Consider the following 20,327-nt stretch of genomic DNA (forward strand, 5'->3'; position numbering starts at 1 on the left):
GTATTTCCGGATAACCAGGCTGTTGTAGGCCTGATAAGCGCAGCGCATCAGGCAATAAGTACGGCTACCCGTGTACGAGGTTGAGTAACGGGTATGCTCGTCCGAGATCGTCCACCTCTGTACGTCCCGTCACAGTAAATCCCATCTTCTTATAGAATCCAACTGCCTGCTCATTCTGTTCATTAACGTTGGTTGTCAGCGTTGAACTCATTGATAAAGCATGTTCAATTAGCAGTTTACCAACGCCACTACCACGCACATCCGGATCGACAAACAACGCATCTATATGCTTATCGGTCAGAAGCATAAAGGCGACAGGCTCATCTTGTTCTGTCACTGCAACCCATAGCGGAGCTTCTGGTAAAAATGAACTTACCAGCTCTTCCAGCTCAATCCGATAATCCGCAGAGAGGAAATGGTGCGTCGCATCGACAGAACGACACCAGATAGATACGAGCTTATCACCTTCGTCCTTACGCGAACGACGAATGGTAAAGGGCATAGCATTCTCCTTTTATCTTTACTGCACTATTCTACAGCAAGGGCCGTGAAACTTTCTCAACTTGAGGATGCAGACTCGACATTCGCATGATTCCTGGGTATCTTCAGCTGTCTGGATGTCTAAACGTTTAAACGTATGTAGTGAGGTTATCAGGTTATGCCAATTCGCGTGCAGGACGAGCTACCCGCCGTCAATTTCTTGCGTGAGGAAAACGTCTTTGTGATGACGACATCCCGCGCTTCCGGTCAGGAAATCCGACCACTGAAGGTGCTCATCCTCAACCTGATGCCCAAGAAGATTGAAACGGAAAACCAGTTCCTGCGCTTACTGTCTAACTCACCGCTACAGGTAGATGTTCAGCTATTGCGCATCGATGCCCGCGAGTCACGTAACACCCCTACGGAGCATCTGAATAACTTTTACTGTAATTTCGAGGATATCTGCGATCAGAACTTTGACGGACTGATCGTGACCGGCGCACCGTTAGGTCTGGTTGAATTTAATGACGTGGCTTACTGGCCGCAGATTCAACAAGTGCTTGAATGGGCGAAAGATCACGTTACCTCGACGCTATTTGTTTGTTGGGCGGTACAGGCCGCGCTGAATATCCTGTACGGAATTCCTAAGCAAACCCGTACGGACAAACTCTCAGGTGTTTATGAGCACCATATTCTTCACCCTCATGCGCTACTGACGCGCGGATTTGATGATGCGTTCCTGGCTCCGCATTCGCGCTATGCCGATTTTCCTGCTGCGCTTATCCGGGACTACACCGATCTCGAGATTTTTGCCGAGACAGAAGAGGGAGATGCCTACCTGTTTGCCAGCAAAGATAAACGTATTGCCTTTGTGACGGGTCATCCGGAGTATGACGCCCATACGCTCGGCAGTGAGTATTTTCGTGACGTCGAAGCGGGCTTAACGCCGGAAGTACCCTATAACTACTTCCCGAAAGATGACCCGCAAAACAAACCGCGGGCAACCTGGCGCAGCCACGGCAATCTGTTGTTTACTAACTGGCTCAACTATTACGTCTATCAGATCACGCCATATGATCTGCGTCACATGAATCCAACGCTGGATTAATCTTCTGTAGCAGACGATCCTTAAGCGTTTCAGCATGCTGAATCAGGCACCTTCGGGTGCCTTTTTTATTTCCGAAACGCACCTCATCATGTAATTAAATTTTATTTATATTGTTATCAATGAGTTAATTGATATTTAAATTAAAAATGGAAATTGTTTTTGATTTTGAAATTTAAATGAGTAGTCTTAGTTGTGCTGAACGAAAACCGCACAACGATCCTTCGTTCGCATTGGGGATGTGATTGGATCAATGACGAGGAACTACGCAATGAATCAACAGGCAACGACAACCGATGAACTGGTCTTCACCAGGCCGCGTGGCGAACAGGAGCAGCAAATTCTGACCGCTGAAGCGGTGGAGTTTCTGACCGAGCTGGTGACAAGATTTACGCCGAAACGCAATAAACTTCTGGCTGCACGTATCCAACAACAGCAGGATATTGATGACGGTAAGTTGCCTGATTTTATTTCGGAAACAGCTTCCATTCGTGAAGGTAACTGGAAGATTCGCGGTATTCCTGATGATTTACTGGATCGCCGCGTAGAGATCACCGGACCCGTTGAGCGCAAGATGGTCATCAACGCGCTCAACGCGAACGTCAAAGTCTTTATGGCTGATTTTGAAGATTCGCTGGCTCCTGAGTGGAGCAAAGTAATCGACGGGCAGATAAACCTGCGTGATGCGGTCAATGGCACCATTAGCTATACCAACGAAGCGGGTAAAATTTATCAGCTCAAACCTAATCCGGCTCTGTTGGTATGCCGCGTTCGTGGTCTGCATCTGCCGGAAAAACACGTTACCTGGCGTGGCGAATCCATCCCGGGCAGCCTGTTCGATTTTGCCCTCTATTTCTTCCACAACTACAAAGCGTTGCTGGCAAAAGGCAGTGGCCCTTATTTCTATCTGCCAAAAACGCAGGCCTGGCAAGAAGCGGCATGGTGGAGCGAAGTGTTCAGCTATGCGGAGGATCGTTTTAATCTGCCGCGCGGCACCATCAAAGCGACTCTGCTGATTGAAACGCTGCCGGCCGTCTTCCAGATGGACGAAATTCTGCACGCCCTGCGTGACCATATTGTGGGTCTGAACTGCGGTCGCTGGGACTACATTTTCAGCTATATCAAAACGCTGAAGAACCATCCGGATCGCGTGCTGCCGGACCGTCAGGTGGTGACGATGGATAAGCCATTCCTCAGCGCCTATTCGCGTCTGCTGATTAAAACCTGTCATAAACGTGGCGCATTCGCGATGGGCGGCATGGCAGCGTTCATTCCCAGCAAAGATGCGGAACGTAACAACCAGGTTCTGACCAAGGTAAAAGCGGACAAAGCGCTGGAAGCAAATAACGGTCATGACGGCACATGGATTGCCCATCCGGGGCTGGCAGATACCGCTATGGCGGTGTTCAACGACGTACTCGGTGAAAACAAAAATCAGCTGTTCGTGACCCGTGAAGAAGATGCCCCGATTACCGCAGAACAACTGCTGGCACCTTGTGAAGGTGAACGTACTGAAGAAGGCATGCGCGCCAACATCCGTGTGGCGGTGCAGTACATCGAAGCGTGGATCTCCGGTAATGGCTGCGTACCGATTTACGGTCTGATGGAAGATGCGGCCACAGCCGAAATCTCCCGTACCTCCATCTGGCAGTGGATCCACCACCAGAAGACGCTCAGCAACGGCAAGCCGGTTACCAAACCGCTGTTCCGTCAGATGCTGGCCGAAGAGATGCTGGTGATTCAGGACGAGCTGGGCGAACACCGCTACAGCAGTGGGCGTTTTGACGATGCCGCGCGCCTGATGGAGCAAATCACTACCTCTGATGAATTGATCGATTTCTTGACCCTGCCAGGCTACCGCCTGCTGGCGTAATCCACCACATAACAATATGGAGCATCTGCACATGAAAACCCGTACTCAACAAATCGAAGAATTACAGAAAGAATGGACTCAACCGCGCTGGGAAGGCATCACCCGTCCATATAGCGCGGAGGAAGTGGTGAAATTACGTGGCTCGGTCAACCCGGAATGCACGCTGGCTCAGCTTGGCGCGGCGAAAATGTGGCGTCTGCTGCACGGCGAATCGAAGAAAGGTTATATCAACAGCCTCGGCGCGCTGACTGGCGGTCAGGCGCTGCAGCAGGCGAAAGCAGGTATTGAAGCGGTCTACCTTTCAGGATGGCAGGTGGCGGCAGATGCAAACCTGGCATCCAGCATGTACCCGGACCAATCGCTGTATCCGGCGAACTCCGTCCCGTCGGTGGTGGATCGGATCAACAACACATTCCGTCGCGCCGATCAGATCCAATGGTCAACCGGTATTGAACCGAACGATCCGCGCTATGTCGATTACTTCCTGCCGATCGTCGCCGATGCGGAAGCGGGTTTTGGCGGCGTCCTGAACGCGTTTGAACTGATGAAATCGATGATTGAGGCTGGTGCAGCGGCCGTTCACTTCGAAGATCAGCTCGCATCGGTGAAAAAATGTGGTCACATGGGCGGCAAAGTTCTGGTGCCGACTCAGGAAGCTATTCAGAAACTGGTGGCGGCCCGTCTGGCGGCCGACGTCATGGGCGTTCCGACGCTGGTTATTGCGCGTACTGATGCTGACGCAGCCGATCTGATAACGTCTGACTGCGACCCATACGACAGCGAGTTCATCACCGGCGAACGTACCAGTGAAGGGTTCTACCGCACCCATGCGGGCATTGAGCAGGCAATCAGCCGTGGCCTGGCGTATGCGCCATATGCCGACCTGGTGTGGTGTGAAACCTCCACGCCGGACCTCGAACTGGCGAAGCGCTTTGCCGATGCTATTCATGCCAAATTCCCAGGCAAACTGCTGGCCTACAACTGTTCGCCGTCATTTAACTGGCAGAAAAACCTGGACGACAAAACCATCGCCAGCTTCCAGCAGCAACTGTCGGATATGGGTTACAAATACCAGTTCATTACCCTGGCGGGCATCCACAGCATGTGGTTCAACATGTTCGACCTCGCGCACTCCTATGCGCAGGGTGAAGGCATGCGCCACTATGTTGAGAAGGTTCAGCAGCCAGAATTTGCGGCGGCTAAAGACGGTTACACCTTCGTGTCCCATCAGCAGGAAGTGGGTACAGGCTACTTCGACAAAGTCACTACTATCATTCAGGGCGGCGCTTCCTCGGTGACCGCACTGACCGGCTCGACTGAAGAATCGCAGTTTTGATCAATGCCCGGTGGCGCTGCGCTTACCGGGCCTACGAAGGGATGTAGGCCGGATAAGCGAACGCGCCATCCGGCATGACGTTGTGCCGGATGGGAGAAGTCGATGACGCGTGGCCTGGAATTACTGATTGCTCAGACGATTTTGCAAGGTTTCGACGCCCAGTACGGGCGTTTTCTGGAAGTCACCTCCGGCGCGCAGCAGCGTTTTGAACATGCCGACTGGCATGCGGTTCAGCAGGCGATGAAAAGCCGTATTCACCTTTATGATCATCATGTGGGTCTGGTAGTGGAGCAGTTGCGCTGCATTACTGACGGTAAAAGCACTGATGCGGATTTTTTACTTCGCGTGAAAGAGCATTACACCCGGCTATTGCCGGATTACCCGCGCTTCGAGATTGCGGAGAGCTTTTTTAACTCCGTTTACTGTCGGTTATTTGACCACCGCTCGCTGACTCCCGAGCGGCTGTTTATTTTCAGTTCTCAGCCAGAGCGTCGTTTCCGCACGATCCCACGCCCGTTGGCGAAAGATTTTTTCCCTGATTCAGGTTGGGAGTGGCTGCTAACTCGCGTCCTTAGCGATCTGCCCCTGCGTCTTCCATGGCAGAATAAACATCGTGATATCCACTACATCATCGAACACCTGACGGAAACCTTTGGTGCGGATGTGTTGCAGGGCTGCCATTTACAGGTGGCGAATGAACTGTTTTATCGTAACAAGGCCGCCTGGCTGGTCGGTAAGCTGATTACCCCTTCTGGAACGCTGCCGTTTTTACTGCCAATCCACCGGACAGACGAAGGTGAGCTGTTTGTCGATACCTGTCTGACCACGACGGCGGAAGCGAGCATTGTGTTTGGCTTTGCCCGCTCCTACTTTATGGTTTACGCTCCGCTGCCCGCGGCGTTAGTGGAGTGGCTGCGCGAGATCCTGCCCGGTAAAACCACCGCTGAATTGTATATGGCGATTGGCTGCCAGAAGCATGCAAAAACGGAAAGCTATCGGGAGTATCTGCTCTACCTGGCCAACTGTGATGAGCAGTTTATTGAAGCGCCGGGGATCCGCGGTATGGTGATGCTGGTGTTTACCCTGCCGGGCTTTGACCGGGTGTTTAAAATCATCAAAGACAAATTTGCGCCGCAAAAAGAGGTGTCTGCCGCCCATGTCCGCGCCTGTTATCAACTGGTCAAAGAGCACGATCGTGTGGGGCGGATGGCTGACACCCAGGAGTTCGAGAATTTTGTGCTGGATAAACGGCAAATCGATCCGGCGCTGATGGCGCTGTTATTGCAGGAAGCCCCGGAAAAAATTACCGATCTTGGCGATCAGATTGTCATTCGCCATCTGTATATCGAACGACGGATGGTGCCGCTGAATATCTGGCTGGAGCAGGTCGAAGGTCAACAACTGCGCGATGCCATTGAAGAGTACGGCAACGCGATTCGTCAGCTGGCCGCCGCCAATATTTTCCCCGGCGATATGCTGTTTAAGAACTTCGGCGTGACCCGTCACGGGCGCGTGGTGTTCTATGACTACGACGAAATTTGCTATATGACGGAGGTGAATTTCCGCCATATCCCGCCACCGCGTTACCCGGAAGATGAGATGAGCGCCGAGCCGTGGTACAGCGTATCGCCTGGAGATGTCTTCCCGGAAGAGTTTCGCCACTGGCTATGTGCCGACCCGCGTATCGGTCCGCTATTTGAAGAGATGCACGCTGACTTGTTCAGCGCCGACTACTGGCGGGGGTTGCAAACGCGGATTAAAAACGGGCATGTGGAAGATGTTTACGCCTACCGACGCAAACAGCGTTTCAGCGTGCGTTATGAAACCGACCGTAGGCCGGGTAAGGTGTAACCGCCACCCGGCAACCCCATCTTAGCGAAATCCGCCGTACGCCAGCGTCACTTCTTTCGCCGCTTTGATCGCCATGGCGCCAAACTCGGTCACGCGATCGTCAGTAATGCGCGAAATCGGACCGGAGATGGAAATGGCGGCAAACGGCTGGCGGTGCTCGTCATAAATGCACGACGCCACGCAGCGCAGGCCCAGCGCATGTTCCTCATCATCAAAGGAATAGCCGCGCTTACGCGTCTGGGCCAAATCCTCTTTCAGATGCACCGGCGACACCAGCGTGGCGTGGGTGTATGCGTGCAGACCTTTACGGTGCAACAGCCCAGTTACCTGTTCTTCGCTCAGCTGGGATAAAAACGCTTTGCCCGCCCCGGAGGCGTGCATCGGCAGTTTGCCGCCGATAGGCGCAGACATACGCATCAATTGGGTGCACTGCACCTGGTCGATAATAATCGCCTGATGGTCGCTTTGATCAAGCACGGCGAGGTTGACCGTTTCACCGGAATCTTCCATCAGTTTGCGCAGGATTGGGTGGACAATCGCCAGCAGATTACGGCTTTGCAGAAAGCTGCTGCCGACGATAAACGCATGTGCGCCCACGGCCCAGTGGCCTAATTCACCGACCTGACGAACAAATCCCTGCTGCTGCATGGTGGTCAATAATCGGTGAGTCGTGGAGTTTGGCAGGCCAGCCTGCTGCGCCAGCTCGGTCAGCGCCACGCTGCCGTTGGATTCCGCAATCCACTCGAGCAGCTTCAGGCCACGCGTCAGGGACTGAACCTGCCCGGTTGCGGGCGCAGTAGTAGCGGCGGGTTTTCTACCGCGTTTCGCGGGAACGGGGGCAACCATGGCAGACTCCTTTTCTGTATCGTGGAAATCATTTTCGTTTTATTCAATTATAATGCAAGAATTCCTGTACTGATCGGATGAGTGAAGCTGAACATGTCTCATGTTGGCCGTTGTTCTCTTTTCCGCCTCTCAGGTTTGTGCCAGTATGGCCTGTTGAGTTTTTTTCGGTCTGGTTGAGCGTTGTCGGGAGCGAGTGTGAGCAGCAAAGTAGAACAATTACGTCAGCAGTTAAATGAACGTATTCTGGTGCTGGACGGCGGTATGGGCACCATGATCCAGGGATATCGTCTGAGCGAAGAAGATTTCCGCGGCGAACGCTTTGCCGAATGGCCGTGTGATCTGAAAGGCAACAACGACCTGTTGGTGCTCAGCAAACCCGAGGTGATCGCCGCGATTCACAACGCCTACTTCGAGGCGGGCGCGGACATCATCGAAACCAACACCTTTAACTCCACGACTATCGCCATGGCGGATTACCAGATGGAATCCCTGTCGGCGGAAATCAACTTTGCGGCAGCCAAACTGGCGCGCGCGGCGGCAGACGAATGGACGGCGCGCACGCCGAACAAACCGCGCTACGTCGCGGGCGTGCTTGGCCCAACCAACCGTACGGCGTCTATCTCGCCCGACGTCAACGACCCGGCTTACCGCAATATTACCTTTGATCAGCTGGTGGCCGCTTACCGCGAATCCACCAAAGCTCTGGTGGAAGGCGGCAGTGACCTGATCCTGATTGAAACCGTTTTCGATACCCTCAACGCCAAAGCCGCTATTTTCGCGGTTAAAACTGAATTCGAGGCGCTGGGCGTTGAGCTGCCGATTATGCTCTCCGGCACCATCACCGACGCTTCCGGGCGTACACTCTCCGGCCAGACCACCGAAGCATTCTACAACTCCCTGCGCCACGCCGATGCGCTGACCTTCGGTCTGAACTGTGCCTTAGGCCCGGACGAACTGCGCCAGTACGTGCAGGAACTGTCGCGCATTGCCGAATGCTACGTGACCGCGCACCCGAACGCCGGGCTGCCGAACGCATTTGGTGAGTACGATCTCGATGCCGACACCATGGCGGCGCAAATCCGCGAATGGGCCGAGGCGGGCTTCCTGAATATTGTTGGCGGCTGCTGCGGCACCACGCCGGAACACATCGCTGCCATGAGCCGCGCGGTGGATGGCTTGCCGCCACGCCGCTTGCCGGAAATCCCGGTTGCCTGCCGCCTTTCCGGCCTTGAGCCGCTGAACATCGGCGACGACAGCCTGTTTGTGAACGTCGGCGAGCGTACCAACGTTACCGGTTCGGCGAAGTTTAAGCGCCTGATCAAAGAAGAGAAATACAGCGAGGCGCTGGACGTCGCCCGTCAGCAGGTGGAAAGCGGCGCGCAGATCATCGATATCAACATGGATGAGGGGATGCTCGACGCCGAAGCGGCGATGGTTCGTTTCCTCAACCTGATTGCCGGTGAACCGGATATCGCCCGCGTGCCGATTATGATCGACTCCTCGAAATGGGAAGTAATCGAAAAAGGGCTGAAGTGCATTCAGGGTAAAGGCATCGTTAACTCCATCTCGATGAAAGAGGGGGTTGAGACCTTTATCCATCACGCGAAGCTGCTGCGTCGCTACGGTGCTGCAGTGGTGGTGATGGCCTTTGACGAGCAGGGCCAGGCCGACACCCGCGCGCGCAAAATTGAGATCTGCCGTCGGGCGTACAAGATTCTTACCGAAGAGGTGGGCTTCCCGCCGGAAGATATTATCTTTGACCCGAACATCTTTGCCGTCGCGACCGGGATTGATGAACACAACAACTACGCGCAGGACTTTATCGGGGCCTGTGAAGACATCAAACGCGAACTGCCGCATGCGCTGATCTCCGGCGGCGTTTCTAACGTTTCATTCTCGTTCCGTGGTAACGACCCGGTGCGTGAAGCCATTCACGCGGTATTCCTCTACTACGCCATTCGCAACGGCATGGACATGGGGATCGTCAACGCCGGACAACTGGCAATCTATGACGACCTGCCCGCCGAGCTGCGCGATGCGGTTGAAGATGTGATCCTCAACCGTCGCGACGACGGCACCGAGCGTTTGCTGGAGCTGGCCGAGAAATATCGCGGCAGCAAAACCGACGAGACCGCCAACGCTCAACAGGCGGAGTGGCGCAGTTGGGACGTGAAAAAGCGCCTCGAATACTCGCTGGTGAAAGGCATTACCGAGTTTATTGAGCTGGATACCGAAGAAGCGCGCCAGCAGGCTGCGCGCCCGATCGAGGTTATTGAAGGACCGTTGATGGACGGCATGAACGTGGTTGGCGACCTGTTCGGCGAGGGTAAAATGTTCCTGCCGCAGGTGGTGAAATCCGCCCGCGTGATGAAGCAGGCGGTGGCGTACCTCGAACCGTACATTGAGGCCAGCAAAGAGAAAGGCTCCAGCAACGGCAAAATGGTCATCGCTACCGTGAAGGGCGACGTGCACGACATCGGCAAAAACATCGTCGGCGTGGTGCTGCAGTGTAACAACTACGAAATCGTCGACCTTGGCGTAATGGTGCCCGCGGAGAAAATCCTCAGAACGGCGCGTGAAGTGAATGCCGATCTGATTGGCCTTTCCGGGCTGATTACCCCTTCGCTGGATGAAATGGTTAACGTGGCGAAAGAGATGGAGCGTCAGGGCTTCACTATTCCGCTGCTGATTGGCGGTGCGACCACCTCAAAAGCGCACACGGCGGTGAAAATTGAGCAGAACTACAGCGGCCCGACGGTGTACGTGCAGAACGCCTCGCGTACCGTGGGTGTCGTGGCTGCGCTGCTCTCTGACACCCAGCGTGATGACTTTGTCGCCCGTACGCGTAAAGAGTACGAAACCGTGCGTATCCAGCATGCGCGTAAGAAACCGCGTACTCCACCCGTAACGTTACAGGCTGCCCGCGACAACGATCTGGCCTTTGACTGGGAAAACTACACCCCGCCGGTGGCGCACCGTCTGGGCGTACAGGAAGTGGAAGCCAGCATCGAAACCCTGCGCAACTACATCGACTGGACGCCGTTCTTTATGACCTGGTCGTTGGCCGGGAAATATCCGCGAATCCTCGAAGATGAAGTAGTGGGCGAAGAGGCGAAGCGCCTGTTCAAAGATGCCAACGACATGCTGGATAAACTCAGCGCTGAGAAGACGCTGAATCCGCGTGGCGTGGTGGGTTTATTCCCGGCCAACCGCGTGGGTGACGACATCGAGATTTACCGTGATGAGACGCGTACGCACGTCATCAACGTGAGTCATCACCTGCGCCAGCAGACGGAAAAAGTCGGTTTCGCCAACTACTGCTTGTCTGACTTTGTTGCGCCGAAACTGAGCGGTAAAGCGGATTACATCGGTGCTTTTGCGGTCACTGGTGGTCTGGAAGAAGACGCGCTGGCAGATGCTTTTGAAGCGCAACATGACGACTACAACAAGATCATGGTGAAAGCGATTGCTGACCGTCTGGCGGAAGCGTTCGCAGAATATCTGCATGAGCGTGTGCGTAAAGTCTACTGGGGCTATGCGGCGAATGAGAATCTCAGTAACGAGGAGCTGATCCGCGAAAACTACCAGGGGATTCGCCCGGCACCGGGCTATCCGGCGTGTCCGGAACACACCGAAAAAGCCACCATTTGGGAACTGCTGGACGTGGAGGCGCATACCGGGATGAAGCTCACCGAATCCTTCGCCATGTGGCCAGGTGCCTCGGTTTCCGGCTGGTATTTCAGTCATCCGGACAGCAAGTACTACGCTGTGGCGCAAATCCAGCGCGATCAGGTTGAAGATTATGCCTTCCGTAAAGGGATGAGCGTGGCAGAAGTGGAGCGCTGGTTAGCGCCGAACCTCGGCTACGACGCCGACTGATTCACAAAACTGTCATCTTTATTTACAACAAACAGGGCACTCAATGAGTGCCCTGTCTCTTTATTACGTTTAAACCCTTATACTGAAAGAAGGCTTCGGCCTCAGGAACATATAACGATAAGGAGTACCTGATTCCGTGTTAACTCTGTTACACCTGCTTTCTGCCGTCGCGATGCTGGTTTGGGGGACGCATATTGTGCGTACCGGTGTGATGCGCGTCTTCGGCGCCCGCTTGCGTACCGTGCTCAGCCGTAGTGTTGAAAAGAAGCCGCTCGCCTTTTGCGCGGGGATCGGCGTTACTGCTCTGGTGCAAAGCAGTAACGCTACCACCATGCTGGTGACGTCGTTTGTCGCGCAGGATCTCGTGGCGCTCACCCCTGCGCTGGTGATTGTCCTGGGCGCCGACGTGGGGACCGCGCTGATGGCGCGTATCCTGACCTTCGATCTCTCCTGGCTGTCGCCACTGCTGATTTTTATCGGCGTCATTTTCTTTCTTGGGCGCAAGCAGTCTCGTGCCGGACAGCTGGGTCGGGTAGGTATTGGTCTGGGGTTGATTTTACTGGCGCTGGAGCTGATTGTGCAGGCGGTAACGCCGATCACTCAGGCTAATGGCGTACAGGTTATTTTCGCCTCGCTCACCGGCGATATCATGCTGGATGCGCTGATTGGCGCCATGTTTGCGATTATCAGTTACTCCAGCCTGGCGGCGGTGCTGTTGACGGCCACGCTGACCGCTGCAGGCATTATCTCGTTCCCGGTGGCGCTGTGTCTGGTGATTGGCGCCAACCTCGGATCCGGCCTGTTGGCGATGCTTAACAACAGCGCCGCTAATGCCGCCGCCCGCCGAGTGGCGCTAGGTAGCCTGCTGTTTAAGCTGGTGGGTAGCCTGATTATCCTGCCGTTTGTTCATCTGTTGGCGAATTTGATGGATGAGCTACCGCTGCCGAAATCCGAACTGGTTATCTACTTCCACGTCTTCTACAACCTGGTACGCTGCGTGGCGATGGTGCCGTTCGCTGAACCGATGGCGCGTTTTTGTAAGCGCATCATCCGCGATGAGCCGGAGCTGGATGCACATCTGAAGCCCAAACATCTGGACGTCAGTGCGCTGGATACGCCGACGCTTGCTCTCGCTAATGCCGCCCGCGAAGCGCTGCGTATTGGCGATGCGATGGAGCAGATGATGGACGGGTTGAAGAAGGTGATGCACGGCGAGCCGCGCGAAGAGAAAGAGTTGCGCAGGATGGCGGATGACATCAACGTGCTGTACACGGCGATTAAGCTCTATCTGGCGCGGATGCCAAAGGATGAACTGGCGGAAGAGGAATCACGCCGTTGGGCGGAGATTATCGAAATGTCGCTCAACCTTGAGCAGGCTTCCGATATTGTCGAACGTATGGGCAGTGAGATAGCCGATAAGTCGCTGGCCGCCCGTCGGGCATTCTCGGTAGAAGGGCTGAAAGAGCTGGATGCGCTCTACGATCTGCTGCTCAGCAATCTGCAACTGGCGATGTCGGTATTCTTCTCAGGCGATGTGACCAGCGCCCGCCGTCTGCGCCGCAGCAAGCACCGTTTCCGTATTCTCAACCGTCGCTATTCGCATGCGCACGTTGACCGTCTGCATCAGCAGAACGTGCAGAGCATCGAAACCAGCTCCTTGCACCTGGCACTGTTGGGCGATATGCAGCGTCTGAACTCACTGTTTTGCTCTGTGGCTTACAGCGTGCTGGAACAGCCGGATGAAGACGATGAGCGTGAGTACTAACGAGGACAGATGAAATGTTGCCCGGTGACGCTGATGCTTACCGGGCCTACGGATAACCGTCAATGTTGTCATTTACCTTGTAGGCCGGATAAGGCGAAGCCGCCATCCGGCATCAGACAACAAATCAACTAAAAGCAGTGGCCTGCCTCAACGGCAACCGCCTCTTCACCCGCTTTAAAGATATACGTGGTGTTTGGGCCGCCGAGCACAGATTGACCGTTACTCACTTTGATCCAGTTCCCTTCCGGCAAGCCAATCACCGTCAGCTCTGGTGCAACCACCAGCAGTTCGCGAATACGCTGTTCACGCGTTTCGCCTTTATGGCCTTCCGGCAGCGCGTTGGTGAAGTGCGGATTAATTTGCAGTGGGAACAGACCCAGCGCATCAAAACCTTTGGGATCGACAATCGGCATGTCGTTGGTAGTGCGGATGGTCTGGCAGGCAAGGTTGGAACCCGCGCTCCAGCCGATGTACAGTGCACCACGTTTGACGACATCCACAATCGGCGCCAGCAGCCCGCGCTCGCGGCTCTCTTTCAGCAACTGGAAGGTATTACCCCCGCCGACAATCACCAGCTCGGCGTTTTCAATGGCTGCAATTGGATCGGCAACGGTATGAATACCGGTAACGTTAACGCCCATTGGCGCAAAGATGGCTGCCGTTTTCGCCGTGTACTCATCCCAGGTTTGCGTCACGCCAGCGAACGGAATAAACACCGCCGTGCGGCGACCATTCAGTTGCTCTGCGATCAGCGGCAGCGCATGTTCCATCCAGCCTTTGCCCGGCAGCGTCGAGTTACTCAATAAAAGCAGTTCCATCATTTCTCCATGTAATCAGAAAATTACAAACCGCGCTAATGCTACCACTATCAATCTAACGCCTTCCTGATATGGCTCACGATGTTGGAAGTGCTGGGACTATTTTCTAAGTGTCAATCCAATACCGAGCGCCTTCATCACCGCCAGCGTAGTTTTCAGCGTCGGGTTTCCTTTCTCACTAAACGAGCGATAGAGTTGTTCGCGGGATAACCCCGTTTCTGCCGCGATGCTCGCCATTCCCTTAGCGCGTGCCACCACGCCCAATGCTTTTGCAATGTACGTTGCATCGCCTGTTTCGAGGGCATCCGCCATAAATACAGCAATTTCTTCATCATCAACTAGCGCAGCAGCGGGATCGTACTGAGTAAGCTTATTCATGGCGGAAGGTCTCCTGATAATCCAGTGAACGGGCGAGCACTTTTGCAAGGGTGATATCGTTGGCTTGTGAGCTTTTATCGCCACCACATAGCAAAATGATGATGCGGCAGCCATGCTGTTTAAAGTAAATCCTGTAACCAGGACCGTAAGAAATGCGCATTTCGCTGATGCCTTCACCTACAGGTTTAACATCGCCAGCTAAACCATTCGCCAGTCGAAAAAGTCGTGCGGCAATGAGCGTTTTGGCCCTGCGATCTCGCAGATTCTGTTCCCAGCGTTGGAAAACCGTGGTCTGAAGAATTTCCATGATTACGTTCCATGTATTTTATAAACTACATTGTGAATTGACAAGTTGAAAGTAGAGAATAAAAAACTGGGAGGTAAGAGGAAATGCTGGTGGGCGTAAACAGGAAAGCGCCTCGCAATAATGCGTAATTTTTCAGGATGCTGTGGTTGATACGAGAAACGATAACAGGGGAGAGGGGGTTGCTTTGTGCCAGGAGCGGACATTGCATAAATCTATCTGTAGGAAGCTCTCCAAAAGTGAATGGCTCGCTTGGCTGGAATACTTACAGTACGGTCACATTCTGGTGGACTTTTTTTCTCTATCTGATAATTTAATCCACGCCTCAAAAAAACTTCGGAGGATACCATGGTGGCTTTTCACCATGGTGGGGAAATAACTTAACCCCTTACTTTGAATAATAGAAAATTGCATTTTGCACTTAATAAATCCTTATTCAGGTAAACCAACCCGGAGGTATATACATGAGTACAATAACGAAAAAATCGAGAAACCGCGCCCTAACCCTTCAGCATCTCTATGTCCAAGGTCAGTGTGACGACGCTCAACGGGAAGTACTTAAAGGCGTAAGGTCTAATGCAGGTCGAGGCTTAAAGCTCGAGCACCCTTCAACTTGTGGCAAACTGCTTAAGCTTCAGGATCCGCCTCTCAATTTCTACCCAGTAAACCCAGATAACTACCAGTCTGAAGACGATTGGGAACATGACAACGATATTGAGAATATGACTACGCACTTTTAGTCGGAGCATAGGCTCCTTGCTGAACGACTACATGTGTGGGTGGGGAAAAGTTGACAATACCTTCTCTTTCTCTTTCTCATTTGCATAAAAACACCATCTACTGTCCCTATAAGCCGTTTTAAACAAACGGCTTTTATTACCCTGAATTACCACATTTCAATAGTAACTATCCATATAATCGCGCAACTGAAGGTCTGCACTGACATTAGTATAAGTAGTAAAACCATCCTGGCATTAATAATGAATAGTAAAATTGATTATTTGATGGCAGTGCAGTTGGTAGGCTTAAAAAACTACGGTATGCTCACCAGACAAAGACGTAATGCTTAAGGGGTAGCTAGATTTAGAAGCTCGCCGATGTGCTCACGAAGCGCATTATCAAAGGCATATCGTTCAAAGAGGCTGCCAGGTTTGGCATAAAGCCCACTCCTCACTCACAGCAGACCTTCAGCGTCCGCTTTGTGCCAGGAGCGAACCTCACTGACATCAAACTTTGTTAAGCTACGGTGAGGAGTTCAGTATGTATAATGCTTTTACTCTCCCCATATGGAACCCTAACATGAATCGTTTGACCAAGATTGGTTTTATCAAGGTAGGATTCTGGCAGATTATAGACGGCAGCCTGAAGTACCATCTCGATGACAGATTCACAGATGTTAAGAACAACCTCTATGCATTTGTTTGTGATGGTGAGGTAAAGTACGTTGGTAAAACTACTCGTCTTCTACGTAACAGGATGTACCATTATTCACGTCCAGGCCCTTCCCAATCTACAAATATAAAAAATAACGCTAACATCATTGAGATGCTATCTAATAATGTTGCCGTTGACATCTTAGTGCTTCCAGACTCAGGACTAATGCACTACGGGCAATTTCACTTGAATCTTGCTGCTGGTCTTGAGGATTCGATCATTAGTACCATTAGTCCTGAATGGAATGGAATTCAAAGGCTAGAACTGAAGAGTGAGGAAGTAATATCAACTGAATCTGAAATCATCACACATAGTAGTATTAAACAATTCACTTTCAACATGACAGATACATACTGGCGTCGAGGATTCTTCAATGTGCCGGTAGTAAGTTCTCAAAAGTTTGGTAAAGACGGTGAGAACATCAAGATTGTTCTTCGTGATGGTATGTCTTCTATCACTGCAATGATTAACCGAACTGCCAATCAGTCGGGTTCACCCCGCATTATGGGTGGCGTTGAGCTTAGACAGTATTTTCAACTCAATTACACAATTGGTGATGTTGCACCTTTCGAGGTAATCACACAAAACATGATGAAGCTAAAATAAAAGAGTATTTCTTTCTTCTTACGGTCATATCAACCTAAAAAATTCGCTGGTTGTGACCAGCTCGCCGTCAATTAAATGCTCAGATATTACCAAAGCACATCCGGTAGTAGTAAACAGCGAAGGTCCGCTCCTCGCTCTATACAGACCTCCAGAAAACGATACATAATGCCGATCGCTAAACTTCAATCCCTTTCTGCTTCAGTTCTTTCCTGATAATGCGCTTAATCCATGCGGATACTGAAGCGTCACCATCCATTGAAAGCGCTTTCTGGATCCCTGCTTCCAGTTCCGGCTCGACACGTAACGCGATTTGTTTGTTACCTTTCTTTTTGAATTCTACCGTTGACATGTGTCTGACACCTGATTTACATTGATGATCGTAAGACAAGTGTAAGTCAATTGTCTTACAGAAACAACGAAGCCCGGCAGTGCGCGAACACATACCGAGCTTCTAACCACAACATTATACGAGGTAATGCTATGGCTGATGCTAATAGTACCACTAACGCCTGTTTTGCGTCTTCTTCTCTCATACCGCAAGCTGACCTGCTTTATTTTCCACTCGCCGAGGCGTTCCGCCATCTTGATTGTCGCCATCTCACCACCGAAGAAAATCTGGCGCTATCGTTTGGCTGTGAAGAGGCGCTGGCAGGGTTGTACCAGACGCTGAATTTTATGGGCGAAAGCCTGCTGACCATGGCGGGTGAAGGTCAGGAACATTTTGCCTATGAGAGCATATGCCAGTTAGGACACAGTCTGGTAAATATCAGCCAGTTGATTCCCGCGCTGGCGCAGTTGGAAGCGAAAGCTGACCAGCAGCTGTTTGTCAGCGACTCCCTAAACTAATCTGGAAAGCGCCTCGCAGACATCTTCTTCGGGGCGTGACAGGCCTGTGCAACCACCTTAGTGTGACATGATGATTTGCTGGTCGGGGAATAGGAAATGCTCGCTTATTACGCTAATCTTAGGCATGTCATGCGCACTGCTATGGGGGTTATCATGCGCACTGTGTCTAAGGTAAAAAAATCAGTCAATGTCTCTCTGGCTCCAGAGATACTGGAAGAGGCGCGCAAGCTTAAAATCAATCTGTCAGCGGTTTTAACCGAAGCCCTGATCGAAAAATTTCGCGAGAACAAACGCGAAGAATGGTTGCGGGATAATAAAAAATCGATAGAAGCATTAAATCAATGGGTGGAAGAAAACGGTTCGTTCAGTGATTTTCAAAGGACATTCTGATGGAGCAGTATTGCGCTTATGAGAATACAGGAAGTGGAAAAAGCGTTTATCCGTTTTTAATTAGCTTACAGCATCCGGTGGCCGCTGTTTTGCAGCATGTACTGGTCGCACCCGTTATAGCACTAAGCCAGTTTCCCAACGAAGTCCCGCCAGCTAAAATTTGCCCGGTTGTTAGCATTGGTGGGCAAGCCTATGTGGTGATGACGTACATGATGACTGGCATACCTGTGAAGAATGTGGGTAACTTTGTGGGAGATCTGACCGCAAACAGGGCAGAACTTCGAGATGCGATTGATTTTCTGATTAATGGCTATTAGAGCGCCCATCCCTGGCGCTCTGTTCCTGCTTCGTTACCCCGCCCGCGCAAATTCTGCCGCTTCGGCAATCAATGCGTCATCCGGGCGTACGCCGGTATACATGGCGAACTGCTCTACGGCCTGTAAGGCAATCACCTCTGCACCGCTGATGGTCTTTTTACCCAACTGCTGTGCCAGCTTAATCACCGGTGTTTCCGGCGGTAGGGCGACGACGTCAAACACTACGCTGGCGGCAGCGACCATCGCTTCGCTGTAGGCCAGTTCATGACTCTCTTTGCCGCCAGCCATGCCGACGGGCGTCACGTTGACCAGAATATCGCAGGCAATCCCTTCCGACTGGGGCTGCCACTGGAAACCGTACTGTTTTGCCAGCGCCGGGCCGCTCTCGCGATTGCGCGCGGCAATGATTACATCCGTAAACCCCGCATCGCGAAACGCGGCGATAACCGCTTTACCCATTCCACCGCTGCCGCGAATCATCACGCGTGCGCTGCTATTGAGCTGGTGGCTGGCAATCAGACTTTTTACCGCAATATAGTCGGTGTTAAATCCTGTCAGCGTACCGTTGTCATTGACGATGGTATTGACGGAATCAATGACGCTTGCGGAAGGATCGATGGCATCCAGAAACGGCATGCAGCTCTCTTTAAACGGCATTGAGACCGCGCAACCGCGGATACCCAGCGCGCGAACGCCTTTCACTGCGGCCTCAATATCCTGCGTGGTAAAGGCTTTGTAGATAAAATTTAAACCTAATTTTTCATACAGATAGTTGTGAAAGCGAGTGCCAAAGTTGCCAGGGCGACCGGCAAGCGACATGCACAACTGGGTGTCGCGGTTAATCATGTTAAATTTCCTCGGCGTGAGACAATATGTACTGTTCGGCTTCCTGCGACCAGACCCCCTGATGACGCTCCAGGATATCGCGCAAGGCTGGATCATCAATCTGGGTGAGCGCGGTTAATGGTAAGGCTTTGCCGGTGTAAACCAGTTTTTTCCCGCCGCCGACTGTTGGCAGTTCCAGCGTGGTTTCACCTGCTGCATTCAGCCCCAGAATGTGCGTCACCACTTTTGCCGCCTGAACTTTCTTCTCTTCGATCAGTTTTACCGCCGCGCGCATATCGTCGGTATTGCCGCCAGACGTCCCAACATAATGGGTGAAGGCGTAGTGTACGTCGTAGAAGTTAATCGGCGCGCTAAACTGCTTATCCTGCGGACCAGCAAAGAAGTTCATGCAACCATCGGCAGCCAGCAGGGAAGAAGCCAGCGTAACCAGCTGTTCGTTGGGCACAAACACAAAGATGTCGTCGAATCCGTGACCGCCGCTCAGCGCCATCAGCGTGTCATACGCCGCATCCTGGGCGTGGAGATAATGGATCAACGTTTGTGGTTCTGATGGATAGTGCTTGCGGGCGTAGCTCAACTTGTCGTTATTGGTGTCGGTTACCACCAGCAGCGCCGGGTTAACCGGGCCATGCAGTGCATAGTCGATCGCCAGCAGTCCCATCGGCCCGGTGCCGCCTAGTATCAGTGTACGCCCCTGCGGACGAATGCCCATCTTGTGGTTATAAGTGCCTTCCTGCAGGTGATAGTTGGCGTTGAAAGCGCCAATCACGCAGGACAGCGGCTCAACCAGCGAACCTTCAAAATAGGTTTCACCTTCGTAGGCCAACAGGCAGTCCTGCTCCATGACTTCATCAGGAATGATGACGTGCGTGGCTTCACCGCCCACCCACGGGAAGGAGTAGCCGGGACAGTCCGGGCGATCCGGCAGTTGCAGGTTAGCCTGAATGACATAGCGCTGGCCGGGTTGAAACTTATGCTGCCATTTTTTGCCTACGGCAATAATGTCGCCGCAAAACTCATGACCGATGATGATCGGGTTGGTGGCCACATCGTCCGGCACCTTTTTGTGGTTCTCGCCCTGGTTAGCCTCTTTCCAGGAAGAAAGGCACAGGCTGTCGGTTACGACTGAGGCCAGAATTTCATCGTCCTGCATTTCAGGAAGGTCGAAGGTTTCCAGGCGCAGATCGCGTTTACCATAAAGACGTAAAGCTGTTGTTGTTTGCATTGTTACCACCTCTTCCTCTTTCGAGGAC

At 52.6% G+C, this 20,327-nt stretch carries 19 protein-coding genes; 10 read left to right on the forward strand and 9 right to left on the reverse strand.

The window, feature by feature from the left end:
- Positions 1–64: 64 nt before the first annotated feature.
- Complete coding sequence (locus tag OGY19_RS12260; protein ID WP_286596542.1) at positions 65–502, reverse strand: acetyltransferase; 438 nt, start codon at positions 500–502, stop codon at positions 65–67.
- Positions 503–658: 156 nt separating this feature from the next.
- Between OGY19_RS12260 and metA the strand changes: the two genes are divergently transcribed.
- The 4 genes from metA (at position 659) to aceK (ending at position 6,645) form a co-directional block, all read left to right on the forward strand.
- Positions 659–1,588: a homoserine O-acetyltransferase MetA gene (gene metA, locus OGY19_RS12265; RefSeq protein WP_003841431.1), complete on the forward strand. Its 930-nt coding sequence runs from the start codon at positions 659–661 to the stop codon at positions 1,586–1,588.
- A gap of 268 nt (positions 1,589–1,856) precedes the next feature.
- Complete coding sequence (aceB, locus tag OGY19_RS12270; RefSeq protein ID WP_061067003.1) at positions 1,857–3,458, forward strand: malate synthase A; 1,602 nt, start codon at positions 1,857–1,859, stop codon at positions 3,456–3,458.
- 31 nt (positions 3,459–3,489) lie between these two features.
- On the forward strand, positions 3,490–4,794 hold the full coding sequence (gene aceA, locus OGY19_RS12275; RefSeq protein WP_115601170.1) for an isocitrate lyase: 1,305 nt from the start codon (positions 3,490–3,492) through the stop codon (positions 4,792–4,794).
- Positions 4,795–4,896: 102 nt separating this feature from the next.
- Positions 4,897–6,645, forward strand: a complete 1,749-nt coding sequence (gene aceK, locus OGY19_RS12280) for a bifunctional isocitrate dehydrogenase kinase/phosphatase (RefSeq protein WP_115601169.1) — start codon at positions 4,897–4,899, stop codon at positions 6,643–6,645.
- Between the two features lie 21 nt (positions 6,646–6,666).
- Here aceK and iclR read toward each other — a convergent pair whose 3' ends face one another.
- The gene (iclR, locus tag OGY19_RS12285) at positions 6,667–7,491 is read right to left on the reverse strand and encodes a glyoxylate bypass operon transcriptional repressor IclR (RefSeq protein ID WP_003031613.1); all 825 of its coding nucleotides are present in this window, start codon (positions 7,489–7,491) and stop codon (positions 6,667–6,669) included.
- 195 nt (positions 7,492–7,686) lie between these two features.
- Here iclR and metH point away from each other — a divergent pair, with 195 nt between their 5' ends.
- A complete protein-coding gene (metH, locus tag OGY19_RS12290; protein ID WP_115601168.1) occupies positions 7,687–11,370 on the forward strand; it encodes a methionine synthase in 3,684 nt (1,227 codons plus the stop codon).
- A gap of 136 nt (positions 11,371–11,506) precedes the next feature.
- The gene (locus tag OGY19_RS12295) at positions 11,507–13,135 is read left to right on the forward strand and encodes a Na/Pi cotransporter family protein (protein ID WP_115601167.1); all 1,629 of its coding nucleotides are present in this window, start codon (positions 11,507–11,509) and stop codon (positions 13,133–13,135) included.
- 128 nt (positions 13,136–13,263) lie between these two features.
- On the opposite strand, the gene pepE is transcribed toward OGY19_RS12295, so the two are convergent.
- From pepE to OGY19_RS12315, 4 genes are all read right to left on the reverse strand, one after another.
- On the reverse strand, positions 13,264–13,953 hold the full coding sequence (gene pepE / locus OGY19_RS12300; RefSeq protein WP_032942056.1) for a dipeptidase PepE: 690 nt from the start codon (positions 13,951–13,953) through the stop codon (positions 13,264–13,266).
- A gap of 99 nt (positions 13,954–14,052) precedes the next feature.
- Positions 14,053–14,331 carry an addiction module antidote protein gene (locus OGY19_RS12305; protein WP_048213961.1) on the reverse strand — a complete coding sequence of 93 codons (279 nt, stop codon included), beginning with the start codon at positions 14,329–14,331 and terminating at the stop codon, positions 14,053–14,055.
- A complete protein-coding gene (locus tag OGY19_RS12310; protein ID WP_048213960.1) occupies positions 14,324–14,641 on the reverse strand; it encodes a type II toxin-antitoxin system RelE/ParE family toxin in 318 nt (105 codons plus the stop codon). Before OGY19_RS12310 ends, OGY19_RS12305 begins: the two co-directional genes overlap by 8 nt.
- Before the next feature lie 602 nt (positions 14,642–15,243).
- On the reverse strand, positions 15,244–15,384 hold the full coding sequence (locus tag OGY19_RS12315) for a hypothetical protein (protein ID WP_186336727.1): 141 nt from the start codon (positions 15,382–15,384) through the stop codon (positions 15,244–15,246).
- Positions 15,385–15,934: 550 nt separating this feature from the next.
- Here OGY19_RS12315 and OGY19_RS12320 point away from each other — a divergent pair.
- Positions 15,935–16,675, forward strand: a complete 741-nt coding sequence (locus tag OGY19_RS12320; RefSeq protein WP_260846196.1) for a GIY-YIG nuclease family protein — start codon at positions 15,935–15,937, stop codon at positions 16,673–16,675.
- Positions 16,676–16,850: 175 nt separating this feature from the next.
- On the opposite strand, the gene OGY19_RS12325 is transcribed toward OGY19_RS12320, so the two are convergent.
- Positions 16,851–17,024, reverse strand: coding sequence for a hypothetical protein (locus tag OGY19_RS12325; RefSeq protein ID WP_012905930.1), 174 nt, complete (start codon positions 17,022–17,024; stop codon positions 16,851–16,853).
- 131 nt (positions 17,025–17,155) lie between these two features.
- Here OGY19_RS12325 and OGY19_RS12330 point away from each other — a divergent pair, with 131 nt between their 5' ends.
- The 3 genes from OGY19_RS12330 to OGY19_RS12340 all read left to right on the forward strand — a co-directional run bounded on the left by OGY19_RS12330 (position 17,156) and on the right by OGY19_RS12340 (position 18,228).
- On the forward strand, positions 17,156–17,521 hold the full coding sequence (locus OGY19_RS12330) for a hypothetical protein (RefSeq protein ID WP_003841415.1): 366 nt from the start codon (positions 17,156–17,158) through the stop codon (positions 17,519–17,521).
- A gap of 96 nt (positions 17,522–17,617) precedes the next feature.
- Entirely contained in the window at positions 17,618–17,911 is a 294-nt protein-coding gene (locus OGY19_RS12335; RefSeq protein ID WP_003844689.1) for a type II toxin-antitoxin system CcdA family antitoxin, read from the forward strand.
- Positions 17,911–18,228 carry a CcdB family protein gene (locus tag OGY19_RS12340; RefSeq protein ID WP_003841409.1) on the forward strand — a complete coding sequence of 106 codons (318 nt, stop codon included), beginning with the start codon at positions 17,911–17,913 and terminating at the stop codon, positions 18,226–18,228. Before OGY19_RS12335 ends, OGY19_RS12340 begins: the two co-directional genes overlap by 1 nt.
- Before the next feature lie 33 nt (positions 18,229–18,261).
- On the opposite strand, the gene OGY19_RS12345 is transcribed toward OGY19_RS12340, so the two are convergent.
- Together OGY19_RS12345 and sorE are read right to left on the reverse strand one after the other, a co-directional pair.
- Complete coding sequence (locus OGY19_RS12345) at positions 18,262–19,074, reverse strand: shikimate 5-dehydrogenase (RefSeq protein WP_115601164.1); 813 nt, start codon at positions 19,072–19,074, stop codon at positions 18,262–18,264.
- A 1-nt stretch (position 19,075) separates the two neighbouring features.
- Positions 19,076–20,299: an L-sorbose 1-phosphate reductase gene (sorE, locus tag OGY19_RS12350; protein ID WP_115601163.1), complete on the reverse strand. Its 1,224-nt coding sequence runs from the start codon at positions 20,297–20,299 to the stop codon at positions 19,076–19,078.
- Between the last annotated feature and the right edge of the window lie 28 nt (positions 20,300–20,327).

Source organism: Citrobacter sp. Cy070 (genome assembly GCF_030332245.1).
Classification (GTDB): domain Bacteria; phylum Pseudomonadota; class Gammaproteobacteria; order Enterobacterales; family Enterobacteriaceae; genus Citrobacter; species Citrobacter youngae.

Bases quoted from the DNA above. Each gene is read 5' to 3' on its own strand.
- OGY19_RS12260 (WP_286596542.1), bottom strand. From the start codon at position 502: ATGCCCTTTACCATTCGTCGTTCGCGTAAGGACGAAGGTGATAAGCTC.
- metA (WP_003841431.1), top strand. From the start codon at position 659: ATGCCAATTCGCGTGCAGGACGAGCTACCCGCCGTCAATTTCTTGCGT.
- aceB (WP_061067003.1), top strand. From the start codon at position 1,857: ATGAATCAACAGGCAACGACAACCGATGAACTGGTCTTCACCAGGCCG.
- aceA (WP_115601170.1), top strand. From the start codon at position 3,490: ATGAAAACCCGTACTCAACAAATCGAAGAATTACAGAAAGAATGGACT.
- aceK (WP_115601169.1), top strand. From the start codon at position 4,897: ATGACGCGTGGCCTGGAATTACTGATTGCTCAGACGATTTTGCAAGGT.
- iclR (WP_003031613.1), bottom strand. From the start codon at position 7,491: ATGGTTGCCCCCGTTCCCGCGAAACGCGGTAGAAAACCCGCCGCTACT.
- pepE (WP_032942056.1), bottom strand. From the start codon at position 13,953: ATGGAACTGCTTTTATTGAGTAACTCGACGCTGCCGGGCAAAGGCTGG.
- OGY19_RS12305 (WP_048213961.1), bottom strand. From the start codon at position 14,331: ATGAATAAGCTTACTCAGTACGATCCCGCTGCTGCGCTAGTTGATGAT.
- OGY19_RS12315 (WP_186336727.1), bottom strand. From the start codon at position 15,384: ATGCTCCGACTAAAAGTGCGTAGTCATATTCTCAATATCGTTGTCATG.
- OGY19_RS12320 (WP_260846196.1), top strand. From the start codon at position 15,935: ATGAATCGTTTGACCAAGATTGGTTTTATCAAGGTAGGATTCTGGCAG.
- OGY19_RS12325 (WP_012905930.1), bottom strand. From the start codon at position 17,024: ATGTCAACGGTAGAATTCAAAAAGAAAGGTAACAAACAAATCGCGTTA.
- OGY19_RS12330 (WP_003841415.1), top strand. From the start codon at position 17,156: ATGGCTGATGCTAATAGTACCACTAACGCCTGTTTTGCGTCTTCTTCT.
- OGY19_RS12335 (WP_003844689.1), top strand. From the start codon at position 17,618: ATGCTCGCTTATTACGCTAATCTTAGGCATGTCATGCGCACTGCTATG.
- OGY19_RS12340 (WP_003841409.1), top strand. From the start codon at position 17,911: ATGGAGCAGTATTGCGCTTATGAGAATACAGGAAGTGGAAAAAGCGTT.
- OGY19_RS12345 (WP_115601164.1), bottom strand. From the start codon at position 19,074: ATGATTAACCGCGACACCCAGTTGTGCATGTCGCTTGCCGGTCGCCCT.
- sorE (WP_115601163.1), bottom strand. From the start codon at position 20,299: ATGCAAACAACAACAGCTTTACGTCTTTATGGTAAACGCGATCTGCGC.